Here is a 12764-nt window from a genome sequence, read left to right as displayed (position 1 = left end):
TGTAGTGCCCCTGACTTAATGGTTGGCTAAAGTGGTTACTTGTTACGGCCGTTGCCCTTGCCAGTACCGCTGCTGACGCTCGGAACAATCGTTACTGTTGTGGTGGCGGTGTGGCTACCGTCGCTCAGGATATAGCTGAAGCTATCCTCGGAATTGAAGTTTTTGGCAGGCGTATAGGTCAGGGTACCATTCGCGTTAATCTGTACGTCGCCTTTGGCGCCTTGAGTCACAGATATAACTCTCAATTCATCGCCGTCCGGGTCTGAGTCATTGGCCAAGACCGTTATGGTTACAGATGCATTCTTGTCCGTGTTGGCATAGTCCGGCTGTGCAATGGGCGCCTTGTTAATGGTCGGCTCTTCGACGGTGACGGTGACGGTAGCGCTGGCACTGCTTTCACCATCGGACACTGTATAGCTGAAGGTGTCCATACCGCTGAAGCCACTGACCGGAGTATAGGTGATGCTGCCATCGGCATTGATAACAGCGTCGCCATTGGCACCGCTGAGCGAAGACACACTCAGCGTGTCGCCGTCCGGGTCCAAGTCGTTGGCCAACACCTTTATAGTGACCGGGGTTTCATACGGGGTGGTGGCATTGTCATCCGCGGGTTCAGGTGCCTGGTTGGTGCTTTCCGCCGGGTTATCCACCACATAGGTGACCTGATCGGACAAAGTGGTACTGCCGCCAGCCACGGTGACCGAAATTTCATAGAAACCGTTGGTCGCGGTCACTGGAGAGGTTACCGACAAGCGGGTGTTGAGAGTTTCGCCAGGTGCCAGCGTAGCCGACTGATCGCCAAAGCTTGACGACCATCCAGACGGCGGTATGCTGCTGAAGTCGAAAGTCACCGGAGAGCATGCACTGCTGTCAGTGCTCGAAATGCTGACACTGTACTCTACAGTAGTGCCGGCGACTGCCCATTGGCCAGTCTGAGGGGACAGGCTTAATGACGGCGGGGACTGTGAACAGGTGCTGTTATCGACGTTGATCGAAACGCTTGCCTGGTTGTTGTCGACCCAGTTGGTTGTGATCTCGACACCGGCGGCTTGATCATAAAAAGACTGGCCGACCTCAAGCGCAGCATCATTGAAGTCTTTCGCATTGTCGGTCGTGCTGCCCGGCGTCATATCAAGTAATAAAGAGCTTTTGCCATCGGATAACGTCCCGCGATTTATCAAGACGCCATTCGATATGTTTATTTCGTCTAGCTCATTCAGCGGATCAGCAATAAAGCTGTCAAAGCCAATTGGTTGACGGAATTCAACATAGTACCACGCCTTTTCTCCGGTCGAGGGGTCTGTGTTCTGCAGCACCCTTAGCGCTTTATTACCGCTAGTGCTGCCTGAGTAGGCCTCGATGTTGTAGGTGCCACTTTCGGTAATGGTAATCAGGTTCTGGTCGATCCAGCCCAGTCGGCTCTTCTGGAAGGCATTAAAATGGCCTGCGTTGGGCGCACCCATGATATCCAGCTTATTACCATAGCCAGATTTGTAGCAGGTGCCCTCGATTATATCGGCGTAACACTCAAGGCCACCGGAATGGTTAAGGCCCAAGTTATGGCCAAATTCATGCCCCACAAGGAAGGTTGAAACGCCACCATTGAAAAATGCCGATGTATTGTAACCTCCGACGGAGGCAAGCCCCCCCCAGCCACAGGCATTTTCGGGGAAAACATACATCTTTCTTTGATAGGCAGAAAGATCAATACCCGCTAAGGTTGCCTCCTGGTTAGCGGCAGTTGCAAGTGCGCCCGGATCGCAAACAGTGCTGCTTACTGGAATGGTATACCAGCCTGCAACATCACCTGCCAGCCAGGTGCGGTTGTCTGAGTTCTCGAGATAGAAATCATTAACGTTGCCAAAAATTACGTCTCGGACCTGATCTTTCGTTTGGGGTTGTTCGATCTTGTCCTCGAAGTTAACAAGCATGACCAGTGTCTTTTGCTCGCCAAAGGTGGAGGTACCAGCAGCGGGAGATTCGCTGCCCCCGTTCCCGTCGGTACAGCACTCGGCCATTACCACTGTCCCCTCGGCAATCACAATACCATCGGAGTCAGTATCTGATTGGCTAAACAGGACGCCATCCACTTTGACAGATGTGGAATTCAGAATTTCTGTAGCTGAAACAGGCGTGCTCAGTTCGAAACGCTCGCCGAACGGGGTGTTGACAAAGCGGCGCAGCTTATGGGACCCGTCTCTGTAATCCTCATAAAATACTTCCGACTCGCCGGAAATCTCCACATGCTGTTCTAAAAGTGCGGCGACTTCCGGTGGCATCTCCAGTTGCTTGTCTTCGGGAATTGCCACGCGTAGCACTTCCGCCGGATTGGACTGGGCCAACTGGACGAGTAAAGTCTGACGTTCTTCTGCCTTGGCTATGAGCTTTCCGAGAAGGCTGGATTTCTCGCTGCCTTTTGCGTTAACCCACTGCTTTTGCAGCGCCATCAGCGCCTGAGTATGGTCGGTCGCCTGCCGACGCATTTGTGCAGCATCGACTGTAGCGGCAGGCTGTTGCCCATGTTCATGAGCTGCAGACAGTGCTGGCAGGCTGGTCAGCGATAGAGATGTAGCTAGACCAATAGCGGCCAGCAATGAGCTGCACGAAGGCAAAGAAAGGCGCATTAAGGCTCTCCTGAAAAAGGTTTCAAAAGATCCTCTAGCGGCCAATCCGTAAGTGGTTCTCTCCTTCGGCGGTCCGGCGATCCTGGATCATACTAAAAGTACGAAAGAGGACCCGTAACTTTGCGCCACCTGATTACTCAGGCTTTGCCTTTGTCGGGAGAGGATCTTTTCAGTATCAAATTATTGCCGCGGAACTGTATTACCGCGGATACATCTTTTCGCACGGAGCAATGCAGCCGGCTTCCGTGTGTGTCATTTCCGTACATTTCTAGCATCCCTGCTTAGTGCCATTGCTGTTTGTCTTCGGGCGACTGTTACAAATATGATTCGGTTTTTAAGGCACTAATCAGTGGCCTTTTGTCTGGTAAGAACTATAGCATGCGGGTTTGATCGTTATTTATACAGATGTGGAATATGCGGATGGGTCAATGTCACAAAATCGAGCAGTGTTTGGCATAAGTGTTTCTAAAAAGAGACATGTAGAAATTATGGTTGTTTAATGCGTAAAGCTGATGGAACAGTCACACCTGGAGTGCGGTATTAATTGGCGGAGGATCTCTGAAAAGAGATTTGTATCGAATATGTTACAGATATTAGGAAAGAGTAATGTGGTCAAGGATAGAAATGGTGGTTCAGGCAACCTCATCCCAGAGTACGACTTTGGGATAGCGGCCTAAATCCTCTGGTGGGACATCATCGGGCAGGGGGCTGAAATAGTCGGGCAACTCGAAGTCTTCATCCAGATCTGTTCGCTCCGCCCGGGATGATTGAGTGGGCAGGTTGGCCTCTTCCTTGCGAATCCGATCCCTCAGCAGTCGGTTGCGATGGTAGTGGCTCTTGGAGCTGGTCATATTACTGCTCATCTTTGGCAGGTTGTATGCAACCTGACACATTTGGAAACTGTGTTGCGGATAAGTCATCACTAACCTATCCGGCTTTCCTGAAATTGGATTCAAATCTGCAGTAAAAACTCCCTGACGACTATAACGAACGGCGATGTCGGCAGAATTCTAAAATATAAATCCAGACCTGAGTAATACGAGGCAATATATGCGCCATAAATTTAAGTAGTTGATAATGATATCTTATTTTGTTCGTAGTGCAGGGTGATTCTGTATTTTGTAAAGGATTTGAAACGATATTGAATAATATCTGTTTCGTTTGAGTAGCATCGCCCTGCTACTTAATGGCACTTGCAGCCCCTGTGATCCATTGCGTTACGATGCTCCGTAGTAATGAGATTGCGCTTTGCTATGGGGAGAGTGTGGCGGTGCGGTCGAATATGGACTATAGGAACCCTGTCTGCAGTCGAATCGGATGCCACCCAAGCCCTGTTCGCCCGCGGAGCGGGCTCCCACAGAGTTTCGGTGCCGCTGCGGCTGACAAACTATTTGTCAGCCGTATCGATAATAGTCAGATTGTCAGAATGAGATGAGGACGCAGGGCGGACGTTAACGCATCTGATATTTTTCCATCAGGCGGTAAAGTGTAACGCGGGAAACGCCGAGCATGCGGGCGGCTTTGGATACGTTGTTGTGACTGAGTTCCAGGTTCTGCCGAATGGCCTGTTTTTCTGCCCGGTTGCGCGCATCTTCAAGGGTGATTTGCTGGCCAGTGCTGCAGACAGTGTCATCCAGCCCCAGATCTTCCGGTGTGATCAGGCGGTTGTCACTCATGACCATGGCGCGGCGCACACGGTTGATCAGCTCGCGCACATTACCGGGCCATTCATAGGCCATCAGGGCGGCGAGTGCCTGTTGAGTGAAGCCGCGTACGTGGCAGCCCTGCTCATTACGAAATTTCTGAAAGAAGAATCGTGCCAGTAGCTCGATATCGCCATCGCGTTCGCGCAGTGCAGGGACTTTCACCGTCAGTACGTTGAGACGGTAGTACAGGTCCTCCCTGAAGTCGCCCGCTGCTACGGCGTCTTCGAGATCGATATTGGTAGCGGCAATAACCCGGGCGTTAACACGAATGCTGTCGTTACTGCCCAGACGCTCCAGCGTCTGCTCCTGCAGAAAGCGCAGCAGGTGTACCTGCATGTCCAGAGGCAGGTCGCCAATTTCATCAAGGAACACGGTTCCGTCAGAGGCCGCTTCCAGGCGGCCAATCTTGCGTTTGTAGGCACCGGTGAAGGCACCCTTTTCGTAGCCAAAAAGTTCCGAGTGCACCAGGGTATCGGGTAGCGAGCCGCAGTTAACGGCGACAAAGGGGCCCTTGCGGCATGAGGAGCGCTGGTGAATGGCGCGGGCAATGAGCTCCTTGCCGGTACCGCTTTCGCCGGTGATCAGCACCGGTGCTTCGGCGGTGGCGACCTTGCGAATCTGTTTGAAGATCTCCATGATCGCAGGGCTTGCCCCCACCATGTGAAACTCGTCCAGCATAGACAACTGCTTGTCTTCCAGCTTGCGTAACCGGCTGATGCCATAGGCATGACCCAGCGTGGCTTGCAGATAGCCCTGGTTCCGGTCCAGTGGCAGAGTGAAGTAATCGTAGAAATTTTCAAACATCATGCGTCTAAATGCATGATCACGCATGACTTCGGGTGTTGTCAGGGCTATCCAGTTGGTGAACTGGTCCTGGTGGAAAAAATCCTCTATTTCGTCCCGGTCCTGTATGGAGGGCCAGTCGATTTTCACCAGCCCGACATAGTAGTCATGTTCACGCAGGGCATCGCGGGCGCTATCGATATTGGTCACGCGATCGAGCGACCATCCGCTGAGGTTAAGATCCAGCTCAGATGGGCGGTTTTTGCCGCAAATATCCAGAAATAACGCTGTGCGGGCGACCGTGCCCTTTGATGCTAGTTGCCGTCCCTGGCCCTCTAGGGCAGTCGACATGGTCATAATTTTTCACGGGCCGGTTAATTTTTAGTGGCTGTTGTGCACACTGATGTTTCGCTTTTGCAACACAAGTATAGGATGCTCTACCCTTGGGTAACTGGATATTGATGCAACCTTTACGGTTTTTAAATGCTTTACTTTCAAGTGGGAACCGGGTTTTGTGGGCTGCCAGGTCATGTTTTTTCGCGGTTGCGGTATTGCGCCGTACTGCCCGGTAAAAGATACAGGTAGCATCTATAGTTATCCCATGTCAGGGACTTTGATTGGTAGCGCAGATGTACAACAGCTATTTTGGTTTGAATGAGTCACCGTTCTCGATAGCGCCAAATCCCCGGTATCTTTTTCTCAGTGAGCAGTATCAGGAAGCGCTTGCGCACCTGCTGTATGGCATTGGTAGTAATGGCGGCTTTGTGCTGCTGACCGGGGAGGTCGGCACCGGCAAAACCACGGTCTGTCGGCGCCTGCTGGAGCAGATGCCGGTTAACACCGATGTCGCAATGATTTTGAATCCCAAGGCCAGTGTCGAAGAGTTGCTGGCGGCCCTGTGTGATGAACTGGGCATTGCCTATCCTCCTGGCGATAACGTTCGCAGCAAAACCTATATTGACCTGATCAACCGGCACCTGCTTGATACCCATGCCAAGGGCCGCAGTACCGTTCTGATTATTGATGAGGCGCAAAACCTCGGCATAGCGTTACTGGAGCAGATTCGTCTGCTGACCAACCTCGAGACCAATGAGTGCAAGTTGTTGCAGATTGTTCTGGTGGGCCAGCCAGAGTTGCTTGAACTGTTGTCCCGGCCCGAACTGCGCCAGCTTTCGCAGCGTATTACAGCCCGCTTTCATCTGGGCGCTCTGTCCCTCAAGGATATGGAAGCCTACGTTGCCCATCGCCTGGCGGTTGCGGGTCTTGATAGGCCGATTTTTCCAGCCTCTACGCTCAAGCGGCTGCATCGGCTCTCCGGCGGGATTCCACGCGTAGTGAATATACTCTGCGATCGAGCCTTGCTGGGCAGTTTTGTGCAGCGTGACAACCGAGTCGAGGTGTCGACGCTGGTCAAGGCCTCACATGAAGTCTTTGGCGATGAGGCAGCCCTGCAACTATCCCCCCGGGACAGTTGGCGCTGGCTGCTGGCGCTGGCTGTGGCGTCGGTACTGGCGGCCTGGCTGGTGGGGTTCGCAGTTGCTGCCTGGGTCGCCGATGGCTCCAAAATGCCGGACTTTTCACTGCCCTCGCTGGATCAGCTGTCGAGCTTCAGCCTGTTTGAGTCAGTGCAGGACGAGTCCGCCACACTCAGCGCGGCGGATAGCGCGGGGGGCAGTGTCGTGCCGGATGTTATGGCAGCAGTGGCGGCACCCGTTACTGTACCTGTCGCTGCGTTGACCGAATTAAGTAGCCTCAATGTTAGCAGTCGCGCGGATCAATCCTCTGGCGCGCAGGCCGATGATCCTGCGCCGTTGCCTAATGCCCCGGGGCAGCAACCGGCACCCGTTCAAACGCAAACACCCGCTAAGGTGGAAGCACTGCCCAGTGTGACCGGCGATGTGCCAGGGCGTGTGTTGGCGCAAGGTTTCAGCTGGCCGGTTCAGCCGGATGCCGATCTTGGGCTGGTGCAGGCTTATCGCGCGCTTTTCGCTGCCTGGAAGGTCGACTATGATCCGCGCCAGAATCCGGTGGTTTGCCGCTTTGCAGAAGCACAGGGGCTTGGTTGCCTGGTTACCGGAGGCAATTTGATCTCGTTACAGCAGCTTAATCGCCCGGCCGTGGTCAGTCTTAAAACGGATGCCGGCGTGGTGCATGCCACTGTATTGGCGCTGAATGATGACGTCGCGCGTTTGATCGTGTCCGGCACGATGGTGGATGTGCCCTATGCTGAGCTCGAACAGCGCTGGCCCAACAGCTACACCATTTTGTGGCGAGTACCAGCGGAGTACCGTGTGCCAATATGGCCGGGTGCCAGGGGCAGCAGCGTTGAATGGCTAAGCCAGCAATTGTCGCGCCTTAATGGTGGTGTGCAGCTGGTTGCCGGTGAGCGGTATGACGAAAAGCTGGTGGAGCAGGTAAGGCTGTTTCAAATGCGACAGGGCCTTAACGTTGATGCCGTGGTCGGGCCCAAGACGGCGATACATCTAAACACCTATACCCGTAACGATCTCCCTCTGCTAGAACCCAGGCAGGAGCGCTAGTCATGTCCTATATCCTGGATGCCCTTAAACAGTCGGAAGGTCGACGCAAGCAGGATGCGCCAACGGATCCAGCGCCGGCACCGGCTTTCGCGGCCCGTCGCAACACGCATCGCCCGGGGCGCTTGCCCCTGGCCGTGGTTATCCTGGTTTCCCTTGCGGTGCTGGGGTGGTGGGGGCTTGATAGCACGGATAGAGCGCCGGTGACGGCGGTAACGTCCGTTAAACCGCAAGGCGGCGCCGCCGTCGAAGGGCAGAATACACGCGTGAGCGATGGGGTGACTGAGTTTCCGGGTGCCGGATCGGGTGTCGTTCCCTCCGAGGTTGCCGAAGGGATTGTAGCGGCCATCGGCAACGATGCTCTAAAAGGTGTGCGTATTCAGCTGGATGACCCGCCGCCTGCCCGTACTATGGCACCACCCGTGCGGAGCAGCGCCGATACCGACCGCCAGGTGGGTACTTCCAGTCGTGCCGACCAGAATAGCGCTGTAGCAACCGATCGCTCCGAGGCGAACAGGGATCCTTATGCCGGGGTCCCATACCTGCGCCAGTTGCCGGTGGATGTGCAGCGCAGCCTGCCGGATCTGACCTTCAGTGTGCATATCTATTCAAAGGATCCGGCGTCGCGCCGGGTCAAAATTGGCGAACGGATGTTCCGCGAAGGGCAGCTAATAACGCAGGATGTGCGATTAATTTCGATCATTCCAAAAGGAGTCATTTTATCCAAGCAGGAACACCGGTTTCGCATGAGTGCGCTATGAATTCGGCACCCGCGAATCCGGTTTATTGCAGCGCAGTGCCGATATAGCTCAGCCGGCAGAGCAGCTCATTCGTAATGAGCAGGTCGGAGGTTCGAATCCTCTTATCGGCACCATTTTTCAATGACTTACCGTGCATTATTTTTCTCTGTGCCTTTCTGTGCGGCTATTTCTTGAAGGTTTCCGTTAGTACCTCGATCAGTGCCCTCGCTGCGACTGACAGCTGGTGGTTGCTGCGGGTCAGGATGCCCACGCGGCGCGAGATGGTCGGTTCGGCCAGGGATACGCAGCAGGCACCGTGTTCCTGCATCTGTTGGCGGCACAGGGCGGGCACGGCGCTGACACCGAGGCCTGTTGCAACCATGCGGCCCACGGTGGCCAGCTGGTGGGCTTCAAAGGCGACACGCGGTGCAAGGTTCTGCTCGGCCAGCTCGCGTTCCATTAACAGACGCAGGCTGGACGGGCGTTGCAGCGTGATGAAGTCGTGTTGCAGCAGCCGCTGCCAGGGCAGGGGGTCTGAGTCTGCGTCCGGATGACCGGGGGGCAGCACGGCAATAAAGTCGTCAGTGAACAAAGGGCGAAACAGCAGGTCGTCGCTGGTACCGGGGTCGAAGCTGACGCCGACCTCGACGCGATGCTGGCGCACCATGTCCACCACATGCTCGGCGATGACATCGTGCACCTCGATATTGATGCGCGGGTACAGGGCGCGGTAACGCAGCAGGGCCTGGGGCAAAAGCGAGCTTGCGAAGGATGGCATGGCCGCAATGGCGATCTTTCCCAGTTGCAGGGCAAAACGCTGATGCAATTCATCCTCTACACTGTCCCATTCTGCCAGTAGCCGCTCGGCGATGGGCAGCAGTACCTGTCCTTCGGGTGTCAGGGCGATGGTGCGGGTGGTGCGATTCAGCAGGCGCCCGCCCAGGGACTCTTCCAGCTTCTTGATCGCCAGGCTCAGGGCCGGCTGCGACAGATGCACCCGTACACTGGCCTCGGCAAAGCTGAGGGTGCGGGCGACGGCGATAAAGGCGCGCAGCTGTTTGATCGTCATGTTGTTAGCATCACCGGTACAGGGCTATATGTTTAAAAAACAAATTAATAAATAAAAAAATCAAACTATATAAATATATAGAGTTGCTGCACAATTTCCAACCACTGAGAACACAGTGACACACAATAATCAGGAGTGGCGAGATGGCCGGTTTCGATAAAGTAGTAAATACCTATGAAGAGGCGATGGCAGGCCTCGAAAGCGGAATGACCGTGATTGCCGGTGGCTTTGGCCTGTGCGGCATTCCGGAAAACCTGATCGCCCGCATCAAGGAGATGGGCGTGAAGGATCTGACCATCGTGTCAAACAACTGCGGCGTGGACGGTTTTGGTCTGGGCGTACTGCTGGAAGATCGTCAGGTTCGCAAGATGGTTTCATCCTATGTGGGTGAAAACGCACTGTTTGAAAAGCAGTTGCTGGCCGGTGAACTGGAGGTTGAACTGACGCCCCAGGGCACACTGGCCGAGAAAATGCGTGCCGGCGGTGCCGGTATCCCGGCGTTCTTTACGGCCACCGGCTTTGGCACACCTATCGCTGAAGGCAAGGAAGTGCGCGAGTTCAATGGCCGCCCCTACATCATGGAAGAATCCATAACCGGTGATTTTGCCATCGTCAAAGGCTGGAAAGCGGATCGTTACGGTAACGTCATGTACCGTCACACTGCGCAGAACTTCAACCCCATGGCGGCGACTGCCGGCAAGATCACCGTGGTGGAAGTCGAAGAAATCGTTGAGCCGGGTGAGTTGGAACCAAGCCAGATTCACACACCGGGTATTTACGTACAGCGTGTGATCAAGGGTACCTTCGAGAAGCGGATCGAGCAGCGCACCCTGCGCCAGGCATAAGCATCCCCGGTATTTCTCAATAACAAATTCAGTGAGCAACCGGCCTGCGGGCGGGTGGCTCCAGGCGCAAGAGGCAGAACAATGGCACTTTCTCGCGAACAGATTGCAATGCGCGTAGCGCGCGAACTTGAAGACGGTTTTTACGTTAACCTTGGCATCGGTATTCCGACCCTGGTGGCCAACTATGTACCCGAAGGCATGGAAGTCATGCTGCAGTCCGAAAACGGCCTGCTGGGCATGGGGGCTTTTCCCACCGAGGAAGAGCTGGATGCCGACATGATCAATGCCGGCAAGCAGACAGTAACGACGGTCAAGGGCGCATCCATTTTCTCGTCGGCGGAGTCCTTCGCCATGATCCGTGGTGGCCATGTTGACCTGACCGTACTGGGTGCCTTCGAGGTGGACGTGCACGGCAACATCGCTTCCTGGATGATTCCCGGCAAGCTGATCAAGGGCATGGGCGGCGCCATGGACCTGGTAGCCGGTGCCGATAACATTATCGTCACCATGACCCACGCCTCCAAACATGGTGAATCCAAGTTGCTGCCCAACTGTTCGCTGCCGCTAACCGGTGCCGGTTGCATCAAGAAAGTCCTGACCGATCTGGCCTGGCTGGAGATTGAAGACGGCGCTTTCATCTTGCGTGAACGCGCGCCTGGCGTTTCGGTTGAGGAGATTGTCTCCAAGACTGCCGGCAAGCTGATCGTACCGGATCACGTTCCCGAAATGACGTTCTAACGATCGTTTTATACCGCCAGTCCCTTTTTGCCCGGCCGGGGTTCGCGCTCCCGCCGGGTTTTTTCGTCTGGGCGTTATACTGGCGCAGGCATGCGCGCCAGGTTGATTATCTTTTTACGGCCTGAGTTCGTGCGGGCGATTTTGCTGTAGAGTATGGCGCCTGTGTGAATGTGCCGTCTGACAGGCTGCCAGGCGGCTCTCTACCGATATTGACTGACCGGATTGACGATGACGAACAACGATGTACTGAAAAAGCTGCGTATTGCCCTGGACCTGAAAGAAGCGGATCTGTTCGCAATATTCGCGCTGACCGAGCACAAGATCAACAAGGCGGAGCTGTCTGGCTATTTCCGCAAGCCCGGACACAAAAACTACAAGGAATGCAGCGATGATGTGCTGCAGGCCTTTCTTGATGGCTATATTGTGTTTCGTCGCGGGCCCAAGGATGCGGCGGCCGACGTCGAAGGCGCCGAGTAAGCACCGGATTTGCTGGGTCCCCTGGGGGGCGGCAGCATCATTACCCCGAAGGGTAATAAATGGGGCAGGGATGCCGAATCGCGGGCTATTGGCTATTGGCGGTCAGCCAGCTATGGCTTATTTGTCGACCCAAACGACACGCAGCGGTTCGCCAAAGTCGTCATAGATGACCTGTCGGCGAGGTGTGCGGTGGCGGGTTTGCTGGGCGGGCGGCGCTGATTTTCTGCGTCGCGAGTCGATCGCGACCAGTACCTCGGGCACTGCAGTGCGGGTCTGCTTGGGCTGACCAATGGTGAACTGGTGCTTGTTGTAGGTACCGTTGACCAAACCACTGGCGCCCTGTTCGACAGACGTAATTTGCCCTCCCTTGTTCAGGAAGTCGGCCATCTGTTTTTCCAGTTCGCGGCGCTGGTCAGCTTTTGTGGGGCGTTTAATCATCCGCATATTGTGCCCGAAAATTGGACAAAAAGTAACCGCCTTTACGGGCTTCACCAAGCCTGTTGCTGTGGCTGCCGTGCGTCGGGTTCAGACGTGCTGCCAGCTAACCTCTGTCATGAGCATGTAGCCCGCGCCATAGATGGTCTTGATGATGGCGGGGTTCTTCGGGTCGGCCTCGATTTTCTTGCGAATGCGTGACATGCGCACATCGATACTGCGATCAAACGGGTCGGCTCTGTCACCGAGCAGCTGTTCGCGGGACAGTATCTGCCGCGGTGCGCGCAGAAGGGCGCTGAGCAGCTGCGCCTCGGCACTGCTAAGCACCTCCGAGTCGCCGCGCTGATTGCTGAGGGTCAGGCTGGCAGGGTCGAAGGTCCAGTCACCAAAGGCGGCGCGGCGCGGTCGGCTATCGGTTGCCGGCGTGTCGATCTGTTCGAGCCTGCGTAGCAGGCTGTTGGCGCGGGCGACAAGCTCACGGGGCTCAAACGGCTTTGTAATGTAGTCGTCGGCACCCAGCTCCAGCCCCAGTACCCGATCCGGAGTGCTGTCGCGGCCAGACAGTATCATGATGCCGACACCTTGCAGCTCGCCCAGCTGGCGTACCAGTGACATTCCGTCCATATCGGGCAGACCCAGGTCAATGATGCACAGATCCGGCCGGCGCTGGCGAATGGCCTGGGCGGCCTGGGCGCCGGTCCTGCAGATGCGGGTTTCAAAGCCGAAGCGCTCCAGTTCGTCGCTGACCAGAGTGCAGATATCCGCTTCGTCATCGATGATGTAAATCAGTCGGTTCTGTTTCACAGTGTT

Annotated in this window: 11 protein-coding genes, 1 tRNA gene and 1 riboswitch; of the genes, 6 read left to right on the top strand and 6 right to left on the bottom strand. The window is 55.4% G+C overall.

The genetic code is table 11. From position 1 onward, the window contains the following. Positions 1-35 precede the first annotated feature (35 nt). From F451_RS24760 to F451_RS0104045, 3 genes are all read right to left on the bottom strand, one after another. Positions 36-2624 (bottom strand): Ig-like domain-containing protein, encoded by a 2589-nt coding sequence (locus tag F451_RS24760; RefSeq protein WP_083928331.1) that lies wholly within the window; start codon positions 2622-2624, stop codon positions 36-38. 64 nt (positions 2625-2688) lie between these two features. Next, a riboswitch (cyclic di-GMP riboswitch) is annotated at positions 2689-2783 on the bottom strand. A gap of 473 nt (positions 2784-3256) precedes the next feature. After that, positions 3257-3475 carry a hypothetical protein gene (locus tag F451_RS0104050; RefSeq protein WP_156826369.1) on the bottom strand — a complete coding sequence of 73 codons (219 nt, stop codon included), beginning with the start codon at positions 3473-3475 and terminating at the stop codon, positions 3257-3259. A 600-nt stretch (positions 3476-4075) separates the two neighbouring features. Then, entirely contained in the window at positions 4076-5464 is a 1389-nt protein-coding gene (locus F451_RS0104045; RefSeq protein ID WP_083928343.1) for a sigma-54 dependent transcriptional regulator, read from the bottom strand. A 278-nt stretch (positions 5465-5742) separates the two neighbouring features. Between F451_RS0104045 and F451_RS24755 the strand changes: the two genes are divergently transcribed. From F451_RS24755 to F451_RS0104030, 3 genes are all read left to right on the top strand, one after another. Further along, complete coding sequence (locus tag F451_RS24755; RefSeq protein ID WP_020680065.1) at positions 5743-7653, top strand: ExeA family protein; 1911 nt, start codon at positions 5743-5745, stop codon at positions 7651-7653. A gap of 2 nt (positions 7654-7655) precedes the next feature. Next, the gene (locus tag F451_RS26570; RefSeq protein WP_020680064.1) at positions 7656-8411 is read left to right on the top strand and encodes a general secretion pathway protein GspB; all 756 of its coding nucleotides are present in this window, start codon (positions 7656-7658) and stop codon (positions 8409-8411) included. Positions 8412-8448: 37 nt separating this feature from the next. Beyond that, positions 8449-8524 (top strand) — tRNA-Thr (locus F451_RS0104030). Positions 8525-8574: 50 nt separating this feature from the next. Here the strand turns inward: F451_RS0104030 and F451_RS0104025 are convergent. Further along, complete coding sequence (locus F451_RS0104025) at positions 8575-9459, bottom strand: LysR family transcriptional regulator (protein WP_020680063.1); 885 nt, start codon at positions 9457-9459, stop codon at positions 8575-8577. 143 nt (positions 9460-9602) lie between these two features. On the opposite strand from F451_RS0104025, the gene F451_RS0104020 reads away from it, so the two are divergent. The 3 genes from F451_RS0104020 to F451_RS24745 all read left to right on the top strand — a co-directional run bounded on the left by F451_RS0104020 (position 9603) and on the right by F451_RS24745 (position 11519). Next, complete coding sequence (locus tag F451_RS0104020) at positions 9603-10304, top strand: CoA transferase subunit A (protein WP_020680062.1); 702 nt, start codon at positions 9603-9605, stop codon at positions 10302-10304. An 81-nt stretch (positions 10305-10385) separates the two neighbouring features. Beyond that, the gene (locus F451_RS0104015) at positions 10386-11042 is read left to right on the top strand and encodes a CoA transferase subunit B (protein ID WP_020680061.1); all 657 of its coding nucleotides are present in this window, start codon (positions 10386-10388) and stop codon (positions 11040-11042) included. Between the two features lie 228 nt (positions 11043-11270). Next, positions 11271-11519 carry a DUF1456 family protein gene (locus F451_RS24745; RefSeq protein WP_020680060.1) on the top strand — a complete coding sequence of 83 codons (249 nt, stop codon included), beginning with the start codon at positions 11271-11273 and terminating at the stop codon, positions 11517-11519. A gap of 117 nt (positions 11520-11636) precedes the next feature. On the opposite strand, the gene F451_RS0104005 is transcribed toward F451_RS24745, so the two are convergent. Together F451_RS0104005 and F451_RS0104000 are read right to left on the bottom strand one after the other, a co-directional pair. Beyond that, entirely contained in the window at positions 11637-11957 is a 321-nt protein-coding gene (locus F451_RS0104005; RefSeq protein ID WP_026291492.1) for a hypothetical protein, read from the bottom strand. Positions 11958-12044: 87 nt separating this feature from the next. Beyond that, positions 12045-12758 (bottom strand): response regulator transcription factor, encoded by a 714-nt coding sequence (locus tag F451_RS0104000; RefSeq protein WP_020680058.1) that lies wholly within the window; start codon positions 12756-12758, stop codon positions 12045-12047. Between the last annotated feature and the right edge of the window lie 6 nt (positions 12759-12764).

Source organism: Marinobacterium rhizophilum DSM 18822, assembly GCF_000378045.1.
Lineage (GTDB): Bacteria > Pseudomonadota > Gammaproteobacteria > Pseudomonadales > Balneatricaceae > Marinobacterium_A > Marinobacterium_A rhizophilum.
Note: the sequence above shows the minus strand (reverse complement) of the source record. Positions and strands in the feature narration are given on the sequence as shown.

Coding starts and splice junctions, on each gene's coding strand:
- F451_RS26570 (WP_020680064.1), top strand. CDS start 7,656: ATGTCCTATATCCTGGATGCCCTTAAACAGTCGGAAGGTCGACGCAAG.
- F451_RS0104005 (WP_026291492.1), bottom strand. CDS start 11,957: ATGATTAAACGCCCCACAAAAGCTGACCAGCGCCGCGAACTGGAAAAA.
- F451_RS24755 (WP_020680065.1), top strand. CDS start 5,743: ATGTACAACAGCTATTTTGGTTTGAATGAGTCACCGTTCTCGATAGCG.
- F451_RS0104020 (WP_020680062.1), top strand. CDS start 9,603: ATGGCCGGTTTCGATAAAGTAGTAAATACCTATGAAGAGGCGATGGCA.
- F451_RS24745 (WP_020680060.1), top strand. CDS start 11,271: ATGACGAACAACGATGTACTGAAAAAGCTGCGTATTGCCCTGGACCTG.
- F451_RS24760 (WP_083928331.1), bottom strand. CDS start 2,624: ATGCGCCTTTCTTTGCCTTCGTGCAGCTCATTGCTGGCCGCTATTGGT.
- F451_RS0104025 (WP_020680063.1), bottom strand. CDS start 9,459: ATGACGATCAAACAGCTGCGCGCCTTTATCGCCGTCGCCCGCACCCTC.
- F451_RS0104015 (WP_020680061.1), top strand. CDS start 10,386: ATGGCACTTTCTCGCGAACAGATTGCAATGCGCGTAGCGCGCGAACTT.
- F451_RS0104050 (WP_156826369.1), bottom strand. CDS start 3,475: ATGACCAGCTCCAAGAGCCACTACCATCGCAACCGACTGCTGAGGGAT.
- F451_RS0104045 (WP_083928343.1), bottom strand. CDS start 5,464: ATGTCGACTGCCCTAGAGGGCCAGGGACGGCAACTAGCATCAAAGGGC.